Source organism: Aliiglaciecola sp. 2_MG-2023 (assembly GCF_030548145.1).
In the GTDB taxonomy this organism is placed as follows: Bacteria; Pseudomonadota; Gammaproteobacteria; order Enterobacterales; family Alteromonadaceae; genus Aliiglaciecola; species Aliiglaciecola lipolytica_A.
Genome location: NZ_JAUORY010000010.1, coordinates 31106 through 52662 on the forward strand (window position 1 = coordinate 31106; position 21557 = coordinate 52662).

The following is a 21557-nucleotide window of genomic DNA, read 5'->3' on the forward strand; positions in this document are numbered from 1 at the left end:
GGAAATTAACGAATGAAAATTGTAGACGTGGCGGTTGGCGTCATTAAACGGGATAATCTAATCTTTATTAGTAAGCGAGCTGACGATTTGCATCAAGGAGGGTTATGGGAGTTTCCTGGCGGCAAGATTGAAGCAAACGAAACCGTTGCCCAAGCCACAGCGCGCGAGTTACATGAAGAGGTTGGTATCGATGTTGTTTCGCAGTCTGAATTTATGTTAATTGAACATGATTACGGAGATAAACAAGTTCGTTTACATATTCAATTAGTTGAACAATTTAGCAATGAGCCCTGCGGAAAAGAAGGTCAACTAACTCAGTGGGTGGCTATCGATAGCCTTGCTAGCTTGACCTTTCCGGCAGCGAATCAAGCCATTATAGCGAAGCTTGAATCCGACTTTTAAGCTTATCTGCATAGTCTTTTTGTTTTATAACAGTTGCTAATTCTTGGTTGATTGAGCGAATTAAAATGATTAATTCTCTGTGTTCCTTGGATTTGCTTTTGAGCAACTGATCAATTTGCGAAAGTTGATTCAAGCAACAGTCTTTCACATCCTCGTTATATTGTTTGCCAAGGAATTCGACTAATTGCGCCGTGTCATTCCCTCTGGCGCTGAACGGTTGGTTTTTGGCTTCTTCAATCTGTTTACGTAATTCAGATGTGCGATCAAGCACTTGATTGAGTAGAGATTTGGCTCTGTCTACCAGGTTTGGTTCCAACGCTTGAATTACCCCTTCGAGCTCAGTTAATTTTTCATCTTGATAATGGGTAATATTATTTTTTGCATAAACCTGGCGAGCATCGCGCAACCCTTGGTTGGCAATAATTAAGGTATCTAGATTTGCCATAGGGGCATTTCTGACTTCAGGGGTTAATAACAACAAGGCTTTATCGAGGGGGATTTGTGCTTGCGTAACAGTTGCTTCTCGGTACAACATTGCATCCGTTTTGGCTGGCTCTTGCTGGCAGCCCACTAATATTTGCAAACAACACAGCAAAACCACATTACACCAGATCGTTTTAACCACTCTACAGCCTTAAAAAATGAACAGTTTTAATTGCAAGGGAGTATAGCAAAGGGCCTAGGCAACTAATACAACTCAAATGAAGTGATCAGGTGAACTGCAGGCAGCCTAAGTCAAGGGTTATCCGTGGGCATAGGTCTTTTGTGGATTACTACGTACGGGCTGTTTCACCGAGCATACTTTGTTACGCCCGCTATTTTTGGCCTCATACAAAGCTGCATCTGCACTGTCGATAAGTTGTGTCAAATTAGATTTACCCGTATCTGCGCTTATCCCAAAACTAGCGGTAATTTGAATCACTTTTTTATCTGCAACAAAGATATGTTTGGCGATAACTGTTCGCGCCCTGTCTGCGATGTGATTAGCAATCGTAATATCCGCTGCAGGGAGCAGAATAACGAACTCTTCTCCGCCCCATCTAGCGACAATATCAATATCCCTTAGAAAAGACTGAAGTAAAGTGGCGACTTCACACAATGCCTTATCACCAACGCTATGACCGTAAGTATCGTTTATATCCTTAAAGTGATCTAAATCCACCATTATCACAGCAATGGATTTATTCATTCTGGCTACTTTTTCATAGTGCCAAGCTAAATGTGCTCTATTGGGAAGTTGAGTTAATGGATCTCTTTGATGGCGTTTTGCAAATTCACCTTGTAACGACTTGCCGATTAACCAAATAATCAAAATTGCAGTAAAGATTGCGATAATGATGTAAACGGTTTGAATTATAAAGTCTTCAGTTGCAGCAATCTGACGAACTTTCAAAGGGTTGATTAAAAACATTTTCCAATTTAATGACTCGAAATCTGCCTCTGCAATGAGCAAGTCATCTCCTGCTACTTCAACAAGATAATTGTTATAGTGGTTGATATTATTTCGTTTAGAAATAAATGGGGCATACCAAGGCAGTTGATTTAGCTGCAAGATGCGCTTGCCATCAGCTACCAAGTTTGTGTCAGAAGACAGTACAATGTTGTCATTGTGATCAACGAAAACAAAATCGTAACCATATTGTCTTTTAAAATCGTCGAAGGCATTGATGAAAGTAGTTAATTTTTTGTTTAGCCCTATGAACCCAAGAAACTCACCTTCGTCATTATGTACTTTTACATCATAATAAATGCGTATATCTTGGCGATTGCCTAATATGCCGACGATTTTATGCTTGGTTTTTTTGGCGCGAAAATACCATTCAACTTTATTTTCATCCAAAGCCAATGATGGACCATCGGAATTATATTGAGTTCGGTTGCTTTCGTTGGCAACAAAAAACTCCATTTTGAATTCTTCCGATAAATCTTTGAGCTTCTGTTCAATTGCGATTTGATCGATAACTGTGTCATTCATCAACGTTTTCAGGCTTGATGCCCGCGCTATTGTTTCAGCGATAAACAAAGGTTTTACGATTTCTTCTGAGACTAAATTGAAGGCAGGGGTAAGGCTCTCTTGCTCCAATAGACTTTGTGTTTCTACTGACTTCAAAAGTGAAATAATTGCGCTTAAGGCCACTGCAAAAATGAATGCAACTATGGCAACTATAACTTTATTCTTGAAGTATCTTCGCCATTTTTGGACCATTACTTAAACCTATATTTACTGAGCGTAGGACTTTAACAAACCAGCCAATAAACACCATTCAACTTTAGTATAAAAATTAGGCGGAAAAAATACTAAGAAATCTCTTTGCGGTTACGTTTAGTGGCTAAAGGTCGTGCTAAATCAGGGGCTTGTTATCGGACAATTTAATTTAGACTCAGGGGCTTAATCCGTAACTAGGAAGGAGGATTGTGCTTTATTGTCCATTTTCACACGGTAAATGTTATTATACAGAAGCTGCAACCATAGAAGAGATGAATAAAGAGGTAATATTTCGTCTTTAAGTATATTTACTTAGCTTTGGTTACCTTAAATTTACCTTAAACATTTAGACTAAGAAGATTATGGCCAAATCCAACATTTCCAAATTACTGGATAAACATGACAACTTGATTCATTCCGAGATGATGAAAGTAGTTTCTCATGTACAACGCAAAGATGAAGACTGGATCATGAATACAGTGATGGTTGAAGGACAAGACGTGCCTTTTAAATTTCGTCGTAAGAAACAATACAAAAACCTCAATGGTTGTCAGGTGAATCTTACTTATTACCCAATAGTTGAAACTGTTGCGGGAATAGAATTTGAAGCGATGAAAGTGGTTAGAATCAAAATAGCTTAGGAATTTTGGCGATGGCTGAGCACAATGCAATGCTCAATGGGTTAGTTCTTCATCGACGACAATATCGGGAAACCAGTTTTCTTGTAGATTTTTTCACTAAGCAACAGGGGCGTATCTCTGCCGTGTGCCGCGGAGTCAGAGGCGGTAAAAGCGCCAAGTCGAATGAAAAAAAGAGTCTTCTACAGCCATTCCAACCCCTGAGCCTAACGTTCAGTGGAAGGCATGAATTGAAAAACCTTGCACAAATTGAAGGAAATGGCAGAGCTTTTTTGTTGCAAGGTGCAGTATTATTTTCCGCAATGTATTTGAATGAACTGCTTAATCGAGTATTGCCAAAAGAAGTGTCATATCCTGAAGTGTTTGACCTTTATATGGCCAGCCTGCTTCGCCTTGCTAACAATGAATCAATTGAAGTTGTATTACGGGAATTTGAAATCAGTCTGATTCACAATATTGGTTACGGATTCGATTGGCAATCTGATTGTCATTCTGGCGACAAATTAGAACCCAATGGCTATTATAGTTTCATTAGTGATCGCGGTTTTTATCGTCTTAATCAGGTGGAGCAAACCGCTAATTGTTTTCTAGGAACAGATTTAGAAAATGTTGCTAGTTTTCAGTGGGACAAACAAAGTTTACTAGTTGCCAAGCGTGTTACACGGATGGCTTTTAAACCTATTATCGGTGATAAACCGTTAAAAAGCAGAGAGTTATTTATTAAATTGGAGCGAACTGAATGAGTGATATCTTCTTGGGTGTGAATATTGATCACATCGCCACATTGCGAAATGCGCGAGGAACCCAATACCCTGATCCTGTGCATGCCGCCGATATTGCAGAGCGCGCAGGCGCTGATGGGATCACAGTTCACTTGCGTGAAGACCGCCGGCACATTAAAGATCGCGATGTGAGACTGCTTCGAGAAACCATCAATACTCGCTTAAATTTAGAGATGGCAGTGACCGAAGAAATGCTCGCGATAGCTATCCAGACTAAACCTGAGTTTTGTTGCTTGGTGCCTGAAAAAAGACAGGAGCTTACCACTGAAGGTGGTTTAGATGTTGCGGGTAATCTCAGTAAATTAACAGAGGCTTGTTCGCGATTGGGCGAACAAAATATCCAAGTGTCGCTATTTATCGATGCGCAAAAGAATCAAATCGATGCTGCGCTAAAAGCGGGCGCGCCGTACATTGAAATACATACAGGTCAATATGCCGAGGCGACTACCGAAGCTCAAATGTTAGTAGAGTTGGAAAAGCTTAAAACTGGGATAAGTTACGCCCATTCTTTGGGATTAAAGGTTAACGCCGGTCACGGTTTGCATTATCACAACGTCAAACCGATTGCTGCATTGGATGAAATTATTGAATTGAATATAGGCCATGCGATTATTGCCCGTGCTGCGTTTGATGGATTAGCCACTGCGGTTGCCGATATGAAACGACTGATGTTAGAGGCGAGGGCATAAGTTGGCCGTTTTAGGTCTGGGTACAGACATTATAGAAATAGTGCGATTAGAGAAACAACTTGAAAAATCAGATCGATTGCCTTTACGTATTTTAACGTCCACTGAAATGCAGATTTATCGTGAACACCCTTATCCTTCACGATATTTAGCGAAGCGATTTGCCGCTAAAGAAGCGGCAGTTAAAGCCTTAGGTACGGGGATTGGGAATGGTGTGGGTTGGCAACAAATCGAAATTACCAGTGGTGAGTTGGGTGAACCTATAATTCGCTTTAGTGGACACTTTGCAAAATTGTGTGAGCAGCGTGGTATTGATAATGCCTTGGTGTCTATTTCAGATGAGCAGCACTATGCAATGGCCACAGTGATTTTGGAGCAGAGTAAATAATCATGGTTAACTTCTATTCACCGAAAAAGAACAAAAGTAGTGATGCTTCCAAGAGTCAGTTGATTGGTCGGCGGGTTACCGTGACGATTTCTCACTTAGATCATTTGGCCCAAGGTGTTAGTGCAGATCACGACCCGCTTATTTTTATCGAAGGTGTTTTACCTGGCGAAACCGTCGAAGTTGAAATAACAGAAGATCGTGGCAAAGTCTGTAATGCTCGTTTACTCAACATTCTTCAGCCATCGGAATTTAGACAGCTTCCTTTTTGTGAACATGTTGATGTCTGTGGTGGATGCCAAACCCAACATTGCCAAACCGATGCGATGTTGCAATTTAAGCAAGCCGCGATACAAAACCTAATCTTACACACCGCCTTGGATACTAATCAATCTGCGCCACCGGCGAAAAGGGTGCTTAGCAAAGCCACTCGCGGAGGCAAAAATAAAAAGATGCGCAAGTTCAGCGATAAACAATCCAATTTAGATTGGCAAGCTGCACTTCACTCTAGTCCAACGGGGTATCGACGTAAAACACGGTTGTCTGTCGATGCGAGAAATCCAGATGCGTTGAAGCTTGGTTTTCGAACCAAAGGCAGTAATAAAATATTTAGCTTGCAACAATGTCCTGTGCTTAACCAACAACTTGAGCAGTTGATTGAGCCATTACAACAAATGTTCGCTAAGTTGCAAACACCTTCAAATATAGGTCATGTTAGTCTGCTAAACGCTGATAATGGTGTACAAGTTTGTATCCGCACGATTCACTCCTTGAGTCACCAAGATTGTGCGTTATGTGCTGAGTTTGCTGAAAAATATGGTCTACAGTTAATTTTAGAAGATAAGCAAAACAGACAAGAGTTTGTTACCCAGCGCGATAAGCAGTTGGCTTATGAAATTAATCCTAAGTTGAGTCTGCAGATCCACAATGATGATTTTGTGCAGGTAAATCCGCAGGTTAATCAGAACATGATCAAGCAAGCAATGGATTGGCTAGAGTTAGACAAATCTGACGCTGTTTTGGATTTATTTTGCGGAATTGGTAATTTTAGCCTGCCCATTGCGGCTCAATGCGACCGTTTAGTTGGTGTCGAAGGTGTACCTAAAATGGTGCAAAGAGCCCAACATAATGCAACTATCAACAAACTCAATAATTGTCATTTCATTCATTCTGATTTGAATAGCACAAAATTATCTGAGCATGAGCAAATTAAAACCTGCAATAAAGTGTTACTTGATCCTGCCCGAGAAGGTGCACTGGCTGTTGTTAAACAGCTAGCTACTTTAAAGCCATCTCATATTCTTTATGTGTCCTGCAATCCTGCCACTTTCGCCCGTGATGCAGCACAATTAATTGAAAAAAATTATAGACTCGATAAATTATGTGTAATGGATATGTTTCCACAAACTGCACACACTGAATTGATGGCATTATTTGTGCCTCTGAATAAACGAAAGTAACTCTACTGGGCTATTATTATGGTTTCTATCCGAACAGTTCATCAACCAGAACGACCTACATTTGATAAATGGCTTGATTGCCTGAACCTGTCGGAGAGCACCAAACAAAAACTACGAGACACATCTGAATCACCGGAAATCTTGCTTGTCGGCCAAGAAATGGTGGAAATTCTGCATGAATTAAATATGGATGATGAAACGCTTCAAGCGTCTTTAGTGTATCCATATTGTGAAGTGCATGGTTTAGATGATGATCAAATCGAAGAAGAGTTTGGCAAGGGCGTGCGTCATCTAATCAGTGGTGTACGTCGTATGGATGCGATTAAAACCTTGCATAGCCGTAGCAGTAAAAAAGCTGATGAAGCGCAAATAGACAATATTCGGCGCATGTTGTTAGCCATGGTCGAAGATGTTCGCACGGTATTAATCAAATTAGCTGAGCGAATTTGTACGCTACAGAAAATGAAAAAAGCGGATGAAGAAACCCGTGTTATCGTTGCGCGTGAATGTTCAACTATCTACGCTCCCCTTGCTAATCGGTTAGGAATTGGTCAACTGAAGTGGGAGATAGAGGATCTATCGTTTCGTTATTTACACCCAGAAACATACAAACAAATTGCTAAATTATTAGATGAAAAGCGTACCGACAGACAGCAATATATCGAAGAGTTTGTTACCAATTTACAAACTGAAATGGATAATGCCAATATAAAAGTTAAAGTCTACGGCCGACCAAAACACATTTACAGTATATGGAAGAAAATGCAGAAAAAGCATTTGTCTTTTGAGCAACTGTATGACATTCGAGCGGTCCGAATCATCGCTGAAAGACTGCAAGATTGTTATAGCGCTTTGGGTATCGTCCATTCACTTTTTAAACATATTCCGAATGAATTCGATGATTATATTGCCACTCCCAAACCTAATGGATATCAATCGATACATACCGTTGTTAATGGTCCTGAAGGACGTCCGGTTGAAATACAGATTCGTACTGAGCAAATGCATCAGGATGCGGAGCTAGGGATTGCCGCCCATTGGAAGTATAAAGAAGGGGTCAGTTCAGAGCGCTCAGCTTACGAAGATAAAATTAATTGGTTGCGTAAAATTCTGCTGTGGCAAGAAGAAGTCGCAGAATCAGGCGATTTGGTGGAGGAGTTACGCAGTCAGGTTTTCGACGACAGGGTTTATGTCTTTACCCCTAAGGGCGATGTTATTGATTTGCCGCTGGGTTCAACTCCATTAGATTTTGCTTATTACATCCATAGTAATGTAGGTCACCGCTGTAATGGTGCCAAAGTAAATGGCCGTATTGTTACCTTTACTTATCAATTGCAAACTGGCGATCAGGTTGAAGTATTGACGGGTAAGAATTTAAATCCTAGTCGCGACTGGATGCACCCTAGTTTGGGTTACGTGCATTCCTCAAGGGCACGAGCAAAAATTCATACTTGGTTTAAAAAACAAGACAAAGAGAAAAACCTACTAGCTGGAAAAGAACTGCTAGACCGTGAACTCTCCAAAGCTAATTTGGTTTTGAAAGATGCCGCTAAGGCGTGTGAACGATTCAATGTGAATCAGGTTGAGGATTTATACGCTGCCATTGGTGGTGGTGATCTGCGCATTATGCAGGTGGTTAATTATTTACAACAATTAGATGCGCCGCCACCGGAAATCGATCCTCGCGTTAAAACCACCCAAAGTAAACCTGCAAAAGGTACCACGGATACCATAGTCGTGGAGGGGGTTGGGAATCTCATGAGTCAAATTGCTAAGTGTTGTCAGCCTTTACCGGGTGATTCAATACAAGGCTATATCACTATGGGACGAGGTATTAGCGTGCATCGAGAAAATTGTGATCAGCTAAGCCACTTATTGGACCAACATCCAGAACGGGAAATAGAAGTAAACTGGGCGAATGATTTAAGAGGCAGCTTCCTAACCGACTTAGATGTTCACACTTCCGACCGCGATGGCATTTTACGAGATATTACTACTGTGTTGGCGAACGACAAGGTCACTTTGTTGGGGGTTAACAGCTTAAGTAACACTAAAGACCAAACAGCTAAAATCAAGATATCTCTGGAAGTTAAAGATCTTGCTAGTTTGTCTAGAACCATTGCCAGATTGCAACAAGTTAAAGGAGTCACTGATGTCGTCAGGCTCGACAAGTGAGTCAGGTGGACTGAGCCATTATCCACAAGTAGAGCGCTTGCTTAGCATCATGGCACGCCTGCGTGATCCTGAAAATGGTTGTCCGTGGGACAAACAGCAAAGTTTTGAAACTATAGTGCCTTTTACCATCGAAGAAGCCTATGAAGTTGCTGATGCAATAGAACATGGCAGCATGCAGGATATTCAAGATGAACTAGGTGATTTGTTATTTCAAGTTGTGTTTTATGCACAATTGGGGAAAGAGCAGCAAGCGTTTGATTTTGAAGGGATAGCGCAAACAATCTGCGATAAGCTTATACGTCGTCACCCCCATGTATTTGCCGAGCAAAAACAGACTTCAGTAGAACAAGTAAGCCTGACTTGGGATGCGATCAAACAGCAGGAACGAGTACAAAAGGGGATTCATCCACAAGCCAGTATTTTGGATAATATTCCAATCGGAATGTCGCCATTGATGCGAGCGCAAAAAATCCAAAAAGAGTGTGCCAAAGTGGGATTTGATTGGCCTGATGTTGCTCCTGTGGTTGATAAAGTGGAAGAAGAGATCGCTGAGGTAATGGAAGAGGTGAAGCAAGATCCCCAGGATCATCAACGTATTGAAGAAGAAATGGGCGATTTGTTGTTTGCGGTGGTGAATCTATCTAGACATTTAAAGGTGAACCCTGAAACAGCACTTAGAAAAGCCAATCGAAAATTTGCTGGGCGCTTTGCCAAAGTAGAGCAACATTTTGCTGCACAAAAAACCGAGCTCAGTGATGCTACCCTAAGCCAGATGGAAGCCATCTGGCAAAAGGTTAAACATTTAGAAGGTTAGTTTTCGCGCGCCTAAACCAGCAAGTAATAGCAGTAGCAACCAAGTCATAGAACCACCCCCTCCAGAACTACTATCAGTTGGAGTCGTTGGGTTGCTAACTGGCGTTGTCGGAGTGAATACAAAGTTACGCACTTTCCCTTGGTCGTCGCCTTCTGAAACACTCAAGTCTTTGCGATAGGATATTTCTATTAAGTGATTACCGTCAGCAAGCGATATGCTCTGAGTCGTAAAATCCACTTCACCGGAAATAAATTCTTGTTCTTCACCATTTACCAGCAGATAAAGAGCGTCAAAAGGCTCTGTTGGTTCATCTTCGTTTTCTTCTGATGAAACTGCCCACTCAAAATTCAATGTGCCTTCGCCTTCAATCAGGGCGATCAAAATACTCTCTTGATTACTTGAAATATTGCCACTTACAATACCTCCCAAAGAGCTACTTCGCCAAGCCGCGTCGCCACCACTGTATATCGTCACTGCTGCGTTTGCTGTGCCTATTGAACTAGCCAAATTAGTAGCTTGGTCAACCGCATAACCTTGAATATTAATATTGCTAGTGGGAATATCTTGTACATCAGATGTAATCGAAATTGTAGCTGACTTAAGCCCTTGAGATTGTGCATTAAAGGTGAGCAAAAGCTGACAGCTCTGTTGTGCCGTTAAGCTCGTGCATTGACTGCTATCGATACTAAAGTCGTTGCTATTAGACAGGCTAATAGTTGGCATAATCGTACTGTTCGAATTATTAGTCACTGTATATTGCTGTACAAAATTTACGTTGACTGGTGTGTTGGTGATCTTCGCTTCTCCTGTAATACCAACGCCATAGCGAGTGGCGTTAATGAAGCCGAGCAAAGCGCCGACTCTGGCATATACACCAGGATAACCTTCAGCTGCACAGCCTATGCCCCAGCTGGTGATACCCACTTGCATGGGGCCTGAACTCGTTTCAACAAACAAAGGCCCGCCACTATCGCCTTGACAGGCACTTGCTCCACCTGAATCCAGTGCCGCACATATCATTTGCTCGGTAATACCAGTAGCCGATTGACTTACCCCTTGTGAATTAGCTAATTCACTGCGACATTGGGTATTGGTGAGCAGGGGAAGTTCCACTTCTTGCAGTATATCTGGGAAGTTGCCAGTAGGTCCCTCGTTCGGCAGGTAACCGGTGCGGCCACCCCAACCAATAGATGTCGCAATCGTATTCTCGATAGCGAGTTGGTCTGTGGTGCTTGAATCTGCAAGTTGAATAGCCGTGTTTTCAAGACTCTGCTCTAATTCTATCAGCGCCACATCGTTATCGAAGGTTTCTGAATCATAATTAGGATGGGAATAAATCCGCTTAATGGCTAATGCTTGATCTGCACCATCTCTGAGATCGTATTCACCAACGTTAACTCTGTATTGATCTGCAAATTCAGAGTCTACACAATGGGCTGCGGTTAATACCCATTGCTCACCTAAAAATGTTGCTCCGCAAACGACATCTTGAACCGAACCTTGCAAAGTCGTAACAGTAATGCTGGCGGTGGCATTTTCTAATTGGATGAGTGCTTGTCCATCTTCTTGAGTAATACCCACAATTGGGATGCTGCCATTGAAGTCGTCGCCCAGTGTTCCTGATTCTAAGGGCCCATCGACGTTGTTATAGATAATCGCGCCAATTCCACCACCGGATTCACAATTGAGCGCTTTTTCGGAAAAATTAATTTCACCACGTTCGATTAAACAAATATTATTTGTTACGCCTTGGCATTGTGCATCGCCGATACCACAGTCGACTATAATACCTGTCGCTTCGCCGTCTGGTCCAAATCCGAATGGATCAGATTGATAAGCAGTATTATTTACCGTAACCGTAGTTTCCACTTCTGTACCCACTACCACTAATGCCGACATAAAGGGATACTCTCCCTCATCAGCAGATGAGCCTCCAACAATCAGAGGGGTAATAGCCGAGTCTTTTTTTTCGCTACTTTGCTGTTTGCTCAACGCTATTTGCTCTGAACGTAAACTGGTAGCAGAGGCTAAGTTAAATTGTATGGCTGTAACAACCAACAAAAACCACTTAATATACTTCATCTAACTGACTCCAATAGAAAATTGTATTCGCGCATAACAGACAAATGATATCCCAGACAGTGCGCGTTATGACCATAAAAATGACCTATGGTTTACATTGTTGGGCAATATATCTCAAACAAGGTTAATTAACTAATTTAGTGTTTTCAGGTATCTCAACTTGATACGGCTGTAATAAATACCAATATTTTCGCTGCAACTTGCCTTTACAATGGATCAAGTTAGATGAATAGAATATGAATTGATTGACTTAATTGCCTAAAAAACTTGCAATATACTCTCGCGTTTTATGAAAACTTCTGTATAATTCGCGCCCTGCCCAGTTACGCCCACTTTGGGAAAGTGGAAGAATCAATCGACTCGAAGGGGTCAATATGTTGATTTAAGAGGTTTTCTGGATTGTTGAATATAAGATGTTAAACATCGGATATTTGGCTAGAGCAGAAAATTAACCAGTAACAATTTATATATTTCGGGTATTTTAAAATGAAAACTTTTGTTGCAAAACCAGAGACGGTAAAACGCGACTGGTATGTGGTTGACGCCGCAGACAAAACACTAGGCCGTTTGGCCACAGAGATCGCGATACGTTTACGCGGTAAGCATAAGCCAGAGTACACACCTCATGTTGACACTGGTGATTACATTATCGTAATCAATGCTGAAAAAGTAACTGTTACTGGCCGTAAGGCACAGAACAAAATCTATTATTCCTACACTGGTTACCCAGGTGGATTGAAAGATACAACATTTGAGAAACTTCAAGCTCACAAGCCTGAAATGATCATTGAGAAAGCGGTAAAAGGTATGTTGCCTAAAGGTCCTCTTGGACGTGCTATGTTCCGCAAAATGAAAGTGTACGCTGGTACTGAGCATTCACATGCTGCTCAACAGCCTCAAGTTCTAGACATTTAAGGAGCGAGAAAAATGGCAGATACTCAATACTACGGCACTGGCCGTCGCAAAAGCTCTACCGCTCGTGTTTTTCTACGTCCAGGTAGTGGCAACATTGTAGTTAACAAACGTCCTTTGGATGTTTTCTTTGGTCGTGAAACAGCACGCATGGTTGTTCGTCAGCCACTTGAGCTAGTTGAAATGACTGATAAATTTGACCTATACGTCACCGTAGCCGGTGGTGGTATTAGTGGTCAAGCTGGCGCAATCCGTCACGGTATTACTCGTGCTTTGATGGAATATGACGAAACACTTCGTCCAGCTCTTCGTAAAGCCGGGTTCGTAACTCGTGATGCACGTAAAGTTGAACGTAAGAAAGTGGGTCTTCATAAAGCGCGTAAGCGTCCTCAATACTCAAAACGTTAATTTTTACGTTACGAATATTTCAAAAAACCCAGCAACGCTGGGTTTTTTATTGTTAAAAATTTGATGTTTTTATGTCTATTAAATTTGATTGAGTTGTCCTAAGACAAATTAATCCCACAAAACATAGGTTTATTTACTTAATTCCTTGTCTTTATTAGGGGTTTTCTTTTATCATTTCATGTTAATAGATAAATTCAACAAAACCGTAATTTCTTGTGACAGTTAGCTGCTAGCAAATCGCTATCGGAACCAACTAGTTATGTTCAAGAAGTATCACTAAATCCGAACTTGGAGAAGAGTGGATGAGCAATGTGTCTGTCGATACAAATGATTCGTCAAAGAATGACAATCAGCCCCAAGACAACCCTAGACGCCGATTCCTCACTGTAGCTACATCAGTGGTGGGTGCAGCAGGCGTTGCAGGTGTCGCAGTACCTTTTATTGGTTCTTGGAACCCGAGTGAAAGGGCGAAAGCCGCTGGAGCTGATGTGCAAATTGACATTGGTAAAATTCAGCCGGGGCAAATGATCCGTGTTATCTGGAGAAGTAAACCAGTTTGGGTTGTAAGGCGGACGCCAGAACTGCTAGCTTCACTGGCAAAACACGAAGATATACTCAAAGATCCAGATTCTGAGCAAGAGCAACAACCTGCTTTTGCTAAAAATCGTTACCGTTCTCTGAAGGAAGAATACCTAATACTCGTGGGCATTTGTACGCATCTTGGATGCTCTCCACAGCATTTGGCTGACGGCGCATTTGCCGAATACGTTGAAGGCGTAGACGAGGGATTCTTCTGCCCTTGTCATGGTTCCAAATTTGATATGGCTGGCCGCGTGTTTGATGGAGTACCTGCACCACTGAATTTGGTTGTTCCGCCTTATCAGTATGTTGATGACAATACCGTTATTATCGGTTCAGAAGCCGAGGGGGCAGCATAAGATGTTTAAAAGTCTTTTAGATTGGATTGAATATCGTATTCCGATGATGCGCGTTGCTAACATGCACGCGATTCAATACCCTGCACCAAAAAATATGAATTTTTGGTATATATTTGGCTTCTTGGCCACAATTGTACTGATAAACCAAATTGTCACCGGTGTGTGGCTAACCATGAATTTTGTACCTTCATCTGAAGGTGCTTTTGCTTCTGTAGAATACATCATGCGTGATGTGCCTTACGGAGACGTACTTAGATACATGCACTCTACAGGGGCTTCGGCTTTCTTTATCGTGGTGTATTTGCACATGTTCCGCGGAATGATGTACGGCTCTTACCAAAAGCCTCGTGAACTACTGTGGTTGTTTGGTATGTTCATTTACCTTGCGCTAATGGCTGAAGCCTTCATGGGTTACGTACTTCCTTGGGGACAAATGTCCTACTGGGGTGCGCAGGTAATTGTATCCTTGTTTAGTGCAATCCCTGTGATTGGTCCAGACTTAGTTGAATGGATTCAAGGGGACTACGTTATCTCTGGTGCTACCCTCAATAGATTCTTCGCCTTGCATGTTATTGCATTGCCACTGGTCATCGTCATTCTAGTGTTCTTACACATAGTTGCGTTGCATGAAGTAGGTTCAAATAACCCTGATGGCGTTGAAGTTAAGCGCAAAAAAGGTTCATTGACTGAAGATCAAAAAACCAAATTTGAAATGCACGAATACTACACTAAAAAATACGACATCATTGATGACGTAGTACCTTTCTTCCCACATATTGTGTTGAAAGACATGGTTGCATTTGCTGCATTCTTATTTATCTTCTGTTACATCATGTTCTTCGCACCTGGAATGGGTGGGTACTTCCTAGAACATCCTAACTTTGAAATTGCTAACCCGTTGAAAACTCCTGAACATATTTTCCCTGTTTGGTATTTCACACCCTTCTACGCAATCTTAAAAGCCGTTCCAGATAAGCTCGGTGGTGTTATCGGTATGTTCGCTGCAATCATTGCTTTGTTCTTACTACCTTGGATTGACCGCGGTAAAGTGAAATCTTGGCGTTATCGTTGTGGTTTACATCGCTGGAATCTATTGGTATTTGCAGCCGTGTTTATCTTCTTAGGTTACTTAGGTGGTACACCACAAGAAAATTGGAAAATAATTGCGTCTCGAATCGCAACTATCATGTACTTTGGATTCTTCGTTTTAATGTTTATTTACAGCAGAAATGAGAATACTAAGCCGGTACCAGAGAGGATCACGAAATGAAAAAGTTTGTATTAGTGTTAACTTTATTGTTTTCGGGACTTGCTGGTGCAGCCGGTGGTGGAATCGAAAACGACCATATAGATATTGATTTGAACGACAAAGCAGCATTACAAAATGGTGCTAAGTTGTTCAATAACTACTGCTTAGGTTGTCATAACATGCAGTACCAACGTTATGAGCGCAGTTTCAAAGATTTAGGGATTCCTAATGAATTGGGACAGGAATATTTGCAGTTCACCGGTGAAAAAGTATCTGACCATATAAAAAGTGCTATTCCTGCTGAGAATGCCGCTAAATGGTTTGGCGCTCCACCACCTGACCTGACGTTAGTAGCGCGGGTGAGAGGTGCCGACTGGTTGTATACTTATTTGCGTACTTTCTACGTAGACGAAAGCAAAACCTTTGGGGTTAACAATAAGCGTTTCCCTGATGTAGGTATGCCTCACGTATTGCAAGAATTGCAAGGTACACCGCGTGAAACCCATGAAGAACGAATGATCGACGGTGAAATGAAAGAAGTTTACGTTGGCATTAAAACTGATGGTAATGGCGAGCTTAACGCTGAAGAATACGATAAGGCTGTGGGTGACTTAGTCCATTACCTTGTCTATGTTGGTGAGCCTGGTCGTTTGAATCTTGAAGCGACTGGTAGATGGGTTCTTGCCTTCATCGTTGTGTTGTTTATCTTTGTTTACTTACTTAAGAAAGAATATTGGCGTGATGTTCACTAATTCACCCAAAATTAAGGTATAATCCGAAAAGGGGCGAGTCTGCCCCTTTTTTTAATGAGTCTAATACCTTGGCGGTGTTAGGCAGCCAATCAATTTTGTGGTTTAAAACAAAGAATTGGTTGACCTGTTTTGTTGATTCTGGAGGATAGTTAATGGCTGTAGCCGCGAATAAACGTTCAATCATGACGTTGTTCTCAGACACAAGTGATATTTACAGTCACCAAGTGCGTATTGTACTTGCGGAAAAAGGAGTGGGTGTTGAAATCAGCTATACTGATCCAACCAACCTTCCTGAAGATTTACTTGATTTAAATCCCTATGGCACAGTGCCTACGCTGGTCGATAGAGAACTTGTTTTGTACAAGTCCCATATTATTATGGAATACTTGGATGAGCGTTTCCCACATCCTCCTCTTATGCCAGTTTATCCTGTTTCTCGCGGCCAAAGTCGTTTGATGATGCACCGTATAGAACAAGATTGGTATTCAGTAGCTGAAAAGATTCTTTCTGGTAAAGGTGATTTGGATGCAGCACGCAACGAATTGCGCGAAGCGTTACTTAGCCTAGCTCCATTATTTGCTGAAACTCCATTCTTTATGAGCGAAGAGTTTAGTTTGGTTGACTGTTACTTAGCTCCGCTATTGTGGAGGTTGCCTGCACTTGGTATCGAATTAACCGGTACTGGCAGTAAAGAAGTATTAGCCTATATGAATCGCATATTTGCTCGTAGCTCCTTTAAAGCTTCGTTGACTGATCAAGAAAGAGAGATACACGATCCACTATAAGTGGTTTAGGTAGCATATTATGATGACTTCAAATCAACCGTATTTGTTAAGAGCATTTTACGAATGGATCGTAGACAACGACTTAACACCTTATTTAGTTGTTGATGCAACTGTTCCTGGTACTAACGTGCCACAGGAGCATGTGCATGATGGACAAATTGTTCTTAATGTATCACCAGGTGCATGTGTTAAATTAAATCTCGGTGATGCAGATGTTAGTTTTGAAGCTCGCTTTGGTGGTGTTGCACGGCAATTAGTCGTGCCCACTCATGCTGTTTTGGCTATATATGCTAAAGAAAATGGTGCTGGTACAGTATTTACTCCTGAAGAAAATTTAACTGATGGAGATAAAGGCGGAGTCGCTTCTAAACCTAAAGCGACACCTAAGCCTGAGAGAAAAGGACCACCCAATTTAACGGTTGTTAAATAATCAATAAGAGGCGCTGTTTAGCGCCTTTTTTGTCATCTAGTAAAATTAATCAGTTCAACATTTCTAGGAAAGGTATACATGCGTTATTGGCTCATTTTGGTAACTATTTTGATTACCGGTTGTGAAAATGGTGGAGTAGCAGATGACTCCATGTGGCAAATTTGTGATACCTATAAAGATATCTGTGATAACACTCATTCCGGAGCCTTGTGTTCAATACCTCGCAGTGAAGTCATTCGAGATCTAGCGCGTCAACGTGAGCAACTTAGCTCTATCAATACTTATGTTGCCCTCAAAACCTTAGATGCGTATCGCAGTTGTCTGGAGGATGCTTTTGTTTCTGAAGCGGTGAGAAATAAAGATGACAAACAATCACAAATCATAACCATCAGAAAGATTCCCGAAATACAGAAGGAATTAATTGCCAGTACTCGCGCTATAGCTCGTCCTGAAGTCAATCTATGGTTATGGACAAACTCTCAGAATGACGACAACTGGGAGTCTATGGTAAATGGCTTTGAGACAGCTAAAGACGTTCACGTAGATGTTTATGTTGCGTTGATGACCCGATACGCTAAATACAACAAAGAACAAGGTCTAGAGTATGCTCGTCAAGCACTCAAAAAGGCAGACGTAATTAAAGATATTCAGCCGTCAGTATATGAATTTTATGTTGGCTACTATCTGGATAAAAATGAACTAGAGAAGGCCGCTATTTGGCAAGGTCTATACAGTGCTTTAGACAAAAGTAAAGCTGAAGTGAACGCGCATTATTTTAAATTATTTGAAAAAATGTCACCGTCTCAAATACGCGTTGCTCAGAGCAAAGTGAATGATTTATTATTCGACGCTAAATGGTTATATAAAGATATGGACTCGTTTCCCAAAAACTTACAGTGAGTAACCTTACACAGCGGTTCCCGAGTCCAATCTAAAAAGATACCTATTTGTATTCAAATGCTTTGATGACTCGGGCGACACCATTTACGTTTCTGGCCACTTCAACCGCGATATCCGCTTCGTTGCTATCGACTAAGCCCATTAAAAACACTTCAGAGTCTTCAACTTCGACAATGATATTTAATCCATCCACACGTTTATCGCCAATCAGGGCGGTTTTCACCTTGCTGGCTAACCAAGTGTCATTTGCTATCACTGTGGCGGGTATAGGCTCAGCAACGCGCATTTGATTATGAATTTTACGCAAATTCTCAACAGTTTGTGCGGTTGTAGAAATCTCTGCTTTGATTGATTCTGTTGGTGCTTGTCCTACCAATAAAGCGATGCCATTGAATACTGTTATGTCGATTTTGGCAGAATCTAAATTCGAATTATTAGAAAACTTGGATGCTAACCGTGCCGTGGCGGTTTTGTCATCTATTTGCGTGCCCAAAGTGCGTCTGTCATGGGCTGCTGAAGCTGCGCCCACACCTGCACCGACTACCAGCGCTGCACAGCCCTGCATAAACAATGAGGCCACAACCATTAGAATCAGTAAACGGGAAGACTTAGTAAACATTTAGTTACTCCGCGCCTTGCTCAGGAAACAAACTGTCATCAATACACTCACATAGATTGTGTATCACCAATAAGTGTACTTCTTGGATGCGAGCGGTACGACTAGATGGAACTCGAATTTCGACATCATTTGGGCCAAGTAATCCGGCCATTTCACCACCGTCTTTACCGGTTAGGGCTACTATGGTCATATCTCGACTCAACGCAGCTTCCATCGCATTGATGACATTTCTTGAATTACCACTGGTGGAAATTGCTAGTAAAATATCACCGGCTTGACCAAGGGCGCGAACTTGCTTGGAGAAGACTTCGTCATAACTGTAATCATTGGCGATAGAAGTGATGGTTGAAGAATCTGTGGTTAAAGCCATTGCAGGTAAACTTGGGCGGTCGCGTTCATAGCGGTTGAGAAGTTCTGATGAAAAGTGCTGTGCGTCTCCTGCTGAACCACCATTACCACAGGATAATATTTTATTGCCGTGAATTAATGCATCAACCATCATTTGCGACGCTTTAAAAATAGACTCTGGAAGTACTTCTCCTGCAGCGATTTTAGTCTGGATACTTTCAGTGAAATTAGCTTTTATTTGTTCAATCATGACAATCTCAATAGTGTTTTAAATAGAATTTCAATGGCGTTTCTTTCAGACCGACTTAAACCATTGGATTTGATCCCCGTCAATCGCAACTAAATCGATTCGATGCGCTACCATTGCGGGGTTTAGACGGTGAAAGTGCATAAAATGTTTCACTGCCTGCGTAAATTTTTTTCGTTTAGCAGCATGAAAATATTCCGCTGCCGTACCGTAGTCAGATCGACTCCGAAATTTCACTTCAACAAATACCCATTCTTGGTCATCTTGCATCACCAAATCTATTTCACCTGTGCGGCAGTGATAATTGCTTTGGAAAAATCGGAGTCCGTTTTCTTCCAAGTATTGGCGAGCTCGATTTTCAGACAGCAGCCCTGTTGTTCTGGAAAAGCGCTGCTTAATCCATTGCAAGCAAAATAACCTCGTTTTCGGTAATCTTTCCAAATGGCAGTACACGAATAATATTGCCATTTTGGTCTACTGAAAGGGTTCCTGTCAGGCCTTTAATAGAAACTTGTGGTAATGCTTTTAAACCGGGTAAGAAAGGTACCAGAGTATACGCATCATAACCTAATGCAAATAAACGTTTTAACGTGTCGTCTTGTTTAGGCCAAATTTCAGCAACTTCATTTTTAAGTGACTGGTGCTCGCCATCAGGCAACATCCAAGGCATGTCAGTAAATGTGATATTGCGCAGATCTCGTAAGGTATTATTACTGAAGTTCTGACTATAACTCCGTGATGAAGCATATACGGGCACAGCTTTATCATTAAATGGACTTAAACTTGTTTCAACAATAGGGTTGAGTAATTCGGTTTGTTCTGGAGATGCAAATAATACTATGGCATCAACATCTCGACGGTTTCGTGGTACCGAATATATCTTCTCGCTTGTGATACTTTCCAACTGATCAATGCGGGTTTTACTTTGGGATACATCCAGCAAAGAGGTTAAGCTGGTTCGCATACTTTTATTATCGGTAAAAGTCGCTAATCCCGGTGACACATCATTGTCTTCGGTTAAAATTTGCCAAGTTTGCAGAAACGTATTGGCCATTCGCATAGGGGCACCGCTTTGCTGGGTTACCACTATTGGACTTACCGCTCCAGTTTTGAATACTTTGTTGGCCAGTTGCACCGCCTCATCTTCTGGTGATAATGCAAAGTAAATTCGAATCCCAGGAGGGGCTGCTTGCTCAGCTAGCGCTAATTTCTGATTTTCATCGATGGGCTGTGTATCTATTATTCCAGGTTCTGCGACTAAGTTTGTTTCGTCTAATCGGTTCAAGCCAATTATATTCAGTTCTGGAGGAGCAAGCTGACTGAACTCAGCCAATTTATCTTTTACTAGAGGACCGATAACCACATCATAATCAGAAACTTCTGCCACTAATTCTGACATTGGTTTACTTTCTATATCGAAAAAGTGTAGCGCTGGAAAAGCATCCTGAGAATCACTTGAAACAGATTTCTGTTTTAAATAGTAGGCGGCTAAGAGGCCTTGTTTTATGGCTTCTCCTTGTTGCGATAACCTGCCTGAAAGCGGCAGTAAGACTGCAATTTTTTGCATTTGTAATTGACTGATCTGCATGGCTTGCTGTATTTCACCAGGCAAATTAAGGCTTAACGGGTGAGCTTGAAAACGTGTTTGCCATTCGGCTACGGCAGTTTGTAATTGCCCTTGTTGCAGACCAAAACGTTTAACAATCAAACTCAGTTGTAACCAAGCAGACAAATCTGCATGTTTGCGCAGTGCATTCTCTAACTCTTGTTCATTCAGTCTTTGCAGCAGATACCATATATCTTCACTTTGCTGTTGTTCTGTCGGTTCAATTTGATTCAAGGATAGTGCCGCATTTAGCCATTGTTTTAAATGCACAAACTGCGCATATTGGATACGAAGAGCGCGGTTCTTATGACTAATATCTTGATTTATTTGGCCTTGCAGTTTTGCGATTTTTTGCCAGTCAGTAGCGGGCTTAGATAACTCACATTCCGCTAAAATTATTTGACTTTGATTGCGTAGGGCTGGGTCAGTAAATTCACGGATAGATAAATGTACAATTTTTTCACTTTGCAGACATGCGCCTTGCTGTTTATAAGATTCTGCGGCACGGATTATCCATTGATTACGCTGATGTTGGTCTCCGGTATTGGCATAAACACGTTTAGCTTCATCTAAATAAAAGATAGGATCTTGCGGTAGCGTGTTTTGTTCATCTTGTTTAACCAGATCTGTTGACTGATTATTGCTCGCCGTATCGTTCTTCACAGGTGTTGAACCACAACCAATTAATGCGGTGATCGCACTGCAAGCAACTAGCCATTTTAACTTACCCATC

The 21557-nt window shown here is 41.6% G+C and carries 23 protein-coding genes; 16 read left to right on the forward strand and 7 right to left on the reverse strand.

The window, feature by feature from the left end:
- Window positions 1-12: 12 nt before the first annotated feature.
- Window positions 13-402, forward strand: a complete 390-nt coding sequence (gene mutT / locus Q4567_RS11890; RefSeq protein ID WP_216046929.1) for an 8-oxo-dGTP diphosphatase MutT — start codon at window positions 13-15, stop codon at window positions 400-402.
- Here mutT and Q4567_RS11895 read toward each other — a convergent pair.
- Window positions 374-1027 (reverse strand): hypothetical protein, encoded by a 654-nt coding sequence (locus tag Q4567_RS11895; protein ID WP_303500511.1) that lies wholly within the window; start codon window positions 1025-1027, stop codon window positions 374-376. The genes mutT and Q4567_RS11895 overlap by 29 nt on opposite strands.
- Before the next feature lie 117 nt (window positions 1028-1144).
- Complete coding sequence (locus tag Q4567_RS11900) at window positions 1145-2608, reverse strand: sensor domain-containing diguanylate cyclase (protein WP_216046927.1); 1464 nt, start codon at window positions 2606-2608, stop codon at window positions 1145-1147.
- A 359-nt stretch (window positions 2609-2967) separates the two neighbouring features.
- On the opposite strand from Q4567_RS11900, the gene Q4567_RS11905 reads away from it, so the two are divergent.
- From Q4567_RS11905 to mazG, 7 genes are read left to right on the forward strand one after another with little or no spacing between them, the layout of a single operon-like run.
- Complete coding sequence (locus Q4567_RS11905) at window positions 2968-3249, forward strand: hypothetical protein (protein ID WP_216046961.1); 282 nt, start codon at window positions 2968-2970, stop codon at window positions 3247-3249.
- 11 nt (window positions 3250-3260) lie between these two features.
- Window positions 3261-3989 carry a DNA repair protein RecO gene (gene recO, locus Q4567_RS11910; RefSeq protein ID WP_252728773.1) on the forward strand — a complete coding sequence of 243 codons (729 nt, stop codon included), beginning with the start codon at window positions 3261-3263 and terminating at the stop codon, window positions 3987-3989.
- The gene (gene pdxJ / locus Q4567_RS11915) at window positions 3986-4717 is read left to right on the forward strand and encodes a pyridoxine 5'-phosphate synthase (RefSeq protein WP_216046926.1); all 732 of its coding nucleotides are present in this window, start codon (window positions 3986-3988) and stop codon (window positions 4715-4717) included. The genes recO and pdxJ overlap by 4 nt, the downstream gene beginning before the upstream one ends.
- Window position 4718: 1 nt before the next feature.
- Window positions 4719-5102 carry a holo-ACP synthase gene (gene acpS, locus Q4567_RS11920; RefSeq protein WP_216046925.1) on the forward strand — a complete coding sequence of 128 codons (384 nt, stop codon included), beginning with the start codon at window positions 4719-4721 and terminating at the stop codon, window positions 5100-5102.
- Window positions 5103-5104: 2 nt separating this feature from the next.
- Entirely contained in the window at window positions 5105-6559 is a 1455-nt protein-coding gene (gene rlmD / locus Q4567_RS11925) for a 23S rRNA (uracil(1939)-C(5))-methyltransferase RlmD (RefSeq protein WP_303500513.1), read from the forward strand.
- 18 nt (window positions 6560-6577) lie between these two features.
- The gene (relA, locus tag Q4567_RS11930; protein WP_216046923.1) at window positions 6578-8734 is read left to right on the forward strand and encodes a GTP diphosphokinase; all 2157 of its coding nucleotides are present in this window, start codon (window positions 6578-6580) and stop codon (window positions 8732-8734) included.
- On the forward strand, window positions 8712-9548 hold the full coding sequence (gene mazG, locus Q4567_RS11935) for a nucleoside triphosphate pyrophosphohydrolase (protein ID WP_303500514.1): 837 nt from the start codon (window positions 8712-8714) through the stop codon (window positions 9546-9548). The genes relA and mazG overlap by 23 nt, the downstream gene beginning before the upstream one ends.
- Here the strand turns inward: mazG and Q4567_RS11940 are convergent.
- The gene (locus tag Q4567_RS11940) at window positions 9537-11630 is read right to left on the reverse strand and encodes a trypsin-like serine protease (protein ID WP_216046921.1); all 2094 of its coding nucleotides are present in this window, start codon (window positions 11628-11630) and stop codon (window positions 9537-9539) included. The genes mazG and Q4567_RS11940 overlap by 12 nt on opposite strands.
- A gap of 486 nt (window positions 11631-12116) precedes the next feature.
- Between Q4567_RS11940 and rplM the strand changes: the two genes are divergently transcribed.
- From rplM to Q4567_RS11980, 8 genes are all read left to right on the forward strand, one after another.
- Window positions 12117-12545: a 50S ribosomal protein L13 gene (rplM, locus tag Q4567_RS11945; RefSeq protein ID WP_216046920.1), complete on the forward strand. Its 429-nt coding sequence runs from the start codon at window positions 12117-12119 to the stop codon at window positions 12543-12545.
- Window positions 12546-12557: 12 nt separating this feature from the next.
- On the forward strand, window positions 12558-12950 hold the full coding sequence (rpsI, locus tag Q4567_RS11950) for a 30S ribosomal protein S9 (protein ID WP_008845414.1): 393 nt from the start codon (window positions 12558-12560) through the stop codon (window positions 12948-12950).
- Between the two features lie 302 nt (window positions 12951-13252).
- Window positions 13253-13888 (forward strand): ubiquinol-cytochrome c reductase iron-sulfur subunit, encoded by a 636-nt coding sequence (gene petA, locus Q4567_RS11955; RefSeq protein WP_216046919.1) that lies wholly within the window; start codon window positions 13253-13255, stop codon window positions 13886-13888.
- 1 nt (window position 13889) lies between these two features.
- Window positions 13890-15158: a cytochrome b N-terminal domain-containing protein gene (locus Q4567_RS11960; RefSeq protein WP_216046918.1), complete on the forward strand. Its 1269-nt coding sequence runs from the start codon at window positions 13890-13892 to the stop codon at window positions 15156-15158.
- Window positions 15155-15889 carry a cytochrome c1 gene (locus Q4567_RS11965; RefSeq protein ID WP_216046917.1) on the forward strand — a complete coding sequence of 245 codons (735 nt, stop codon included), beginning with the start codon at window positions 15155-15157 and terminating at the stop codon, window positions 15887-15889. The genes Q4567_RS11960 and Q4567_RS11965 overlap by 4 nt, the downstream gene beginning before the upstream one ends.
- A gap of 152 nt (window positions 15890-16041) precedes the next feature.
- Entirely contained in the window at window positions 16042-16674 is a 633-nt protein-coding gene (gene sspA / locus Q4567_RS11970) for a stringent starvation protein SspA (protein ID WP_216046916.1), read from the forward strand.
- A gap of 22 nt (window positions 16675-16696) precedes the next feature.
- Complete coding sequence (locus Q4567_RS11975) at window positions 16697-17104, forward strand: ClpXP protease specificity-enhancing factor (RefSeq protein WP_216046959.1); 408 nt, start codon at window positions 16697-16699, stop codon at window positions 17102-17104.
- A 78-nt stretch (window positions 17105-17182) separates the two neighbouring features.
- Complete coding sequence (locus Q4567_RS11980; RefSeq protein WP_216046915.1) at window positions 17183-18004, forward strand: DUF2989 domain-containing protein; 822 nt, start codon at window positions 17183-17185, stop codon at window positions 18002-18004.
- A gap of 43 nt (window positions 18005-18047) precedes the next feature.
- Here Q4567_RS11980 and Q4567_RS11985 read toward each other — a convergent pair whose 3' ends face one another.
- From Q4567_RS11985 to Q4567_RS12000, 4 genes are read right to left on the reverse strand one after another with little or no spacing between them, the layout of a single operon-like run.
- Window positions 18048-18623 carry a BON domain-containing protein gene (locus Q4567_RS11985; protein WP_216046914.1) on the reverse strand — a complete coding sequence of 192 codons (576 nt, stop codon included), beginning with the start codon at window positions 18621-18623 and terminating at the stop codon, window positions 18048-18050.
- 4 nt (window positions 18624-18627) lie between these two features.
- Window positions 18628-19221, reverse strand: a complete 594-nt coding sequence (locus tag Q4567_RS11990) for a phosphoheptose isomerase (protein WP_216046913.1) — start codon at window positions 19219-19221, stop codon at window positions 18628-18630.
- Between the two features lie 45 nt (window positions 19222-19266).
- Complete coding sequence (locus Q4567_RS11995) at window positions 19267-19626, reverse strand: YraN family protein (protein ID WP_252728771.1); 360 nt, start codon at window positions 19624-19626, stop codon at window positions 19267-19269.
- The gene (locus tag Q4567_RS12000) at window positions 19613-21556 is read right to left on the reverse strand and encodes a penicillin-binding protein activator (protein ID WP_303500518.1); all 1944 of its coding nucleotides are present in this window, start codon (window positions 21554-21556) and stop codon (window positions 19613-19615) included. Before Q4567_RS12000 ends, Q4567_RS11995 begins: the two co-directional genes overlap by 14 nt.
- Between the last annotated feature and the right edge of the window lies 1 nt (window position 21557).

Bases quoted from the DNA above. Each gene is read 5' to 3' on its own strand.
- pdxJ (WP_216046926.1), top strand. From the start codon at position 3,986: ATGAGTGATATCTTCTTGGGTGTGAATATTGATCACATCGCCACATTG.
- petA (WP_216046919.1), top strand. From the start codon at position 13,253: ATGAGCAATGTGTCTGTCGATACAAATGATTCGTCAAAGAATGACAAT.
- rplM (WP_216046920.1), top strand. From the start codon at position 12,117: ATGAAAACTTTTGTTGCAAAACCAGAGACGGTAAAACGCGACTGGTAT.
- Q4567_RS12000 (WP_303500518.1), bottom strand. From the start codon at position 21,556: ATGGGTAAGTTAAAATGGCTAGTTGCTTGCAGTGCGATCACCGCATTA.
- Q4567_RS11965 (WP_216046917.1), top strand. From the start codon at position 15,155: ATGAAAAAGTTTGTATTAGTGTTAACTTTATTGTTTTCGGGACTTGCT.
- rlmD (WP_303500513.1), top strand. From the start codon at position 5,105: ATGGTTAACTTCTATTCACCGAAAAAGAACAAAAGTAGTGATGCTTCC.
- mutT (WP_216046929.1), top strand. From the start codon at position 13: ATGAAAATTGTAGACGTGGCGGTTGGCGTCATTAAACGGGATAATCTA.
- Q4567_RS11960 (WP_216046918.1), top strand. From the start codon at position 13,890: ATGTTTAAAAGTCTTTTAGATTGGATTGAATATCGTATTCCGATGATG.
- recO (WP_252728773.1), top strand. From the start codon at position 3,261: ATGGCTGAGCACAATGCAATGCTCAATGGGTTAGTTCTTCATCGACGA.
- Q4567_RS11940 (WP_216046921.1), bottom strand. From the start codon at position 11,630: ATGAAGTATATTAAGTGGTTTTTGTTGGTTGTTACAGCCATACAATTT.
- Q4567_RS11900 (WP_216046927.1), bottom strand. From the start codon at position 2,608: ATGGTCCAAAAATGGCGAAGATACTTCAAGAATAAAGTTATAGTTGCC.
- Q4567_RS11980 (WP_216046915.1), top strand. From the start codon at position 17,183: ATGCGTTATTGGCTCATTTTGGTAACTATTTTGATTACCGGTTGTGAA.
- sspA (WP_216046916.1), top strand. From the start codon at position 16,042: ATGGCTGTAGCCGCGAATAAACGTTCAATCATGACGTTGTTCTCAGAC.
- relA (WP_216046923.1), top strand. From the start codon at position 6,578: ATGGTTTCTATCCGAACAGTTCATCAACCAGAACGACCTACATTTGAT.
- rpsI (WP_008845414.1), top strand. From the start codon at position 12,558: ATGGCAGATACTCAATACTACGGCACTGGCCGTCGCAAAAGCTCTACC.
- Q4567_RS11975 (WP_216046959.1), top strand. From the start codon at position 16,697: ATGACTTCAAATCAACCGTATTTGTTAAGAGCATTTTACGAATGGATC.
- mazG (WP_303500514.1), top strand. From the start codon at position 8,712: ATGTCGTCAGGCTCGACAAGTGAGTCAGGTGGACTGAGCCATTATCCA.
- Q4567_RS11990 (WP_216046913.1), bottom strand. From the start codon at position 19,221: ATGATTGAACAAATAAAAGCTAATTTCACTGAAAGTATCCAGACTAAA.
- Q4567_RS11985 (WP_216046914.1), bottom strand. From the start codon at position 18,623: ATGTTTACTAAGTCTTCCCGTTTACTGATTCTAATGGTTGTGGCCTCA.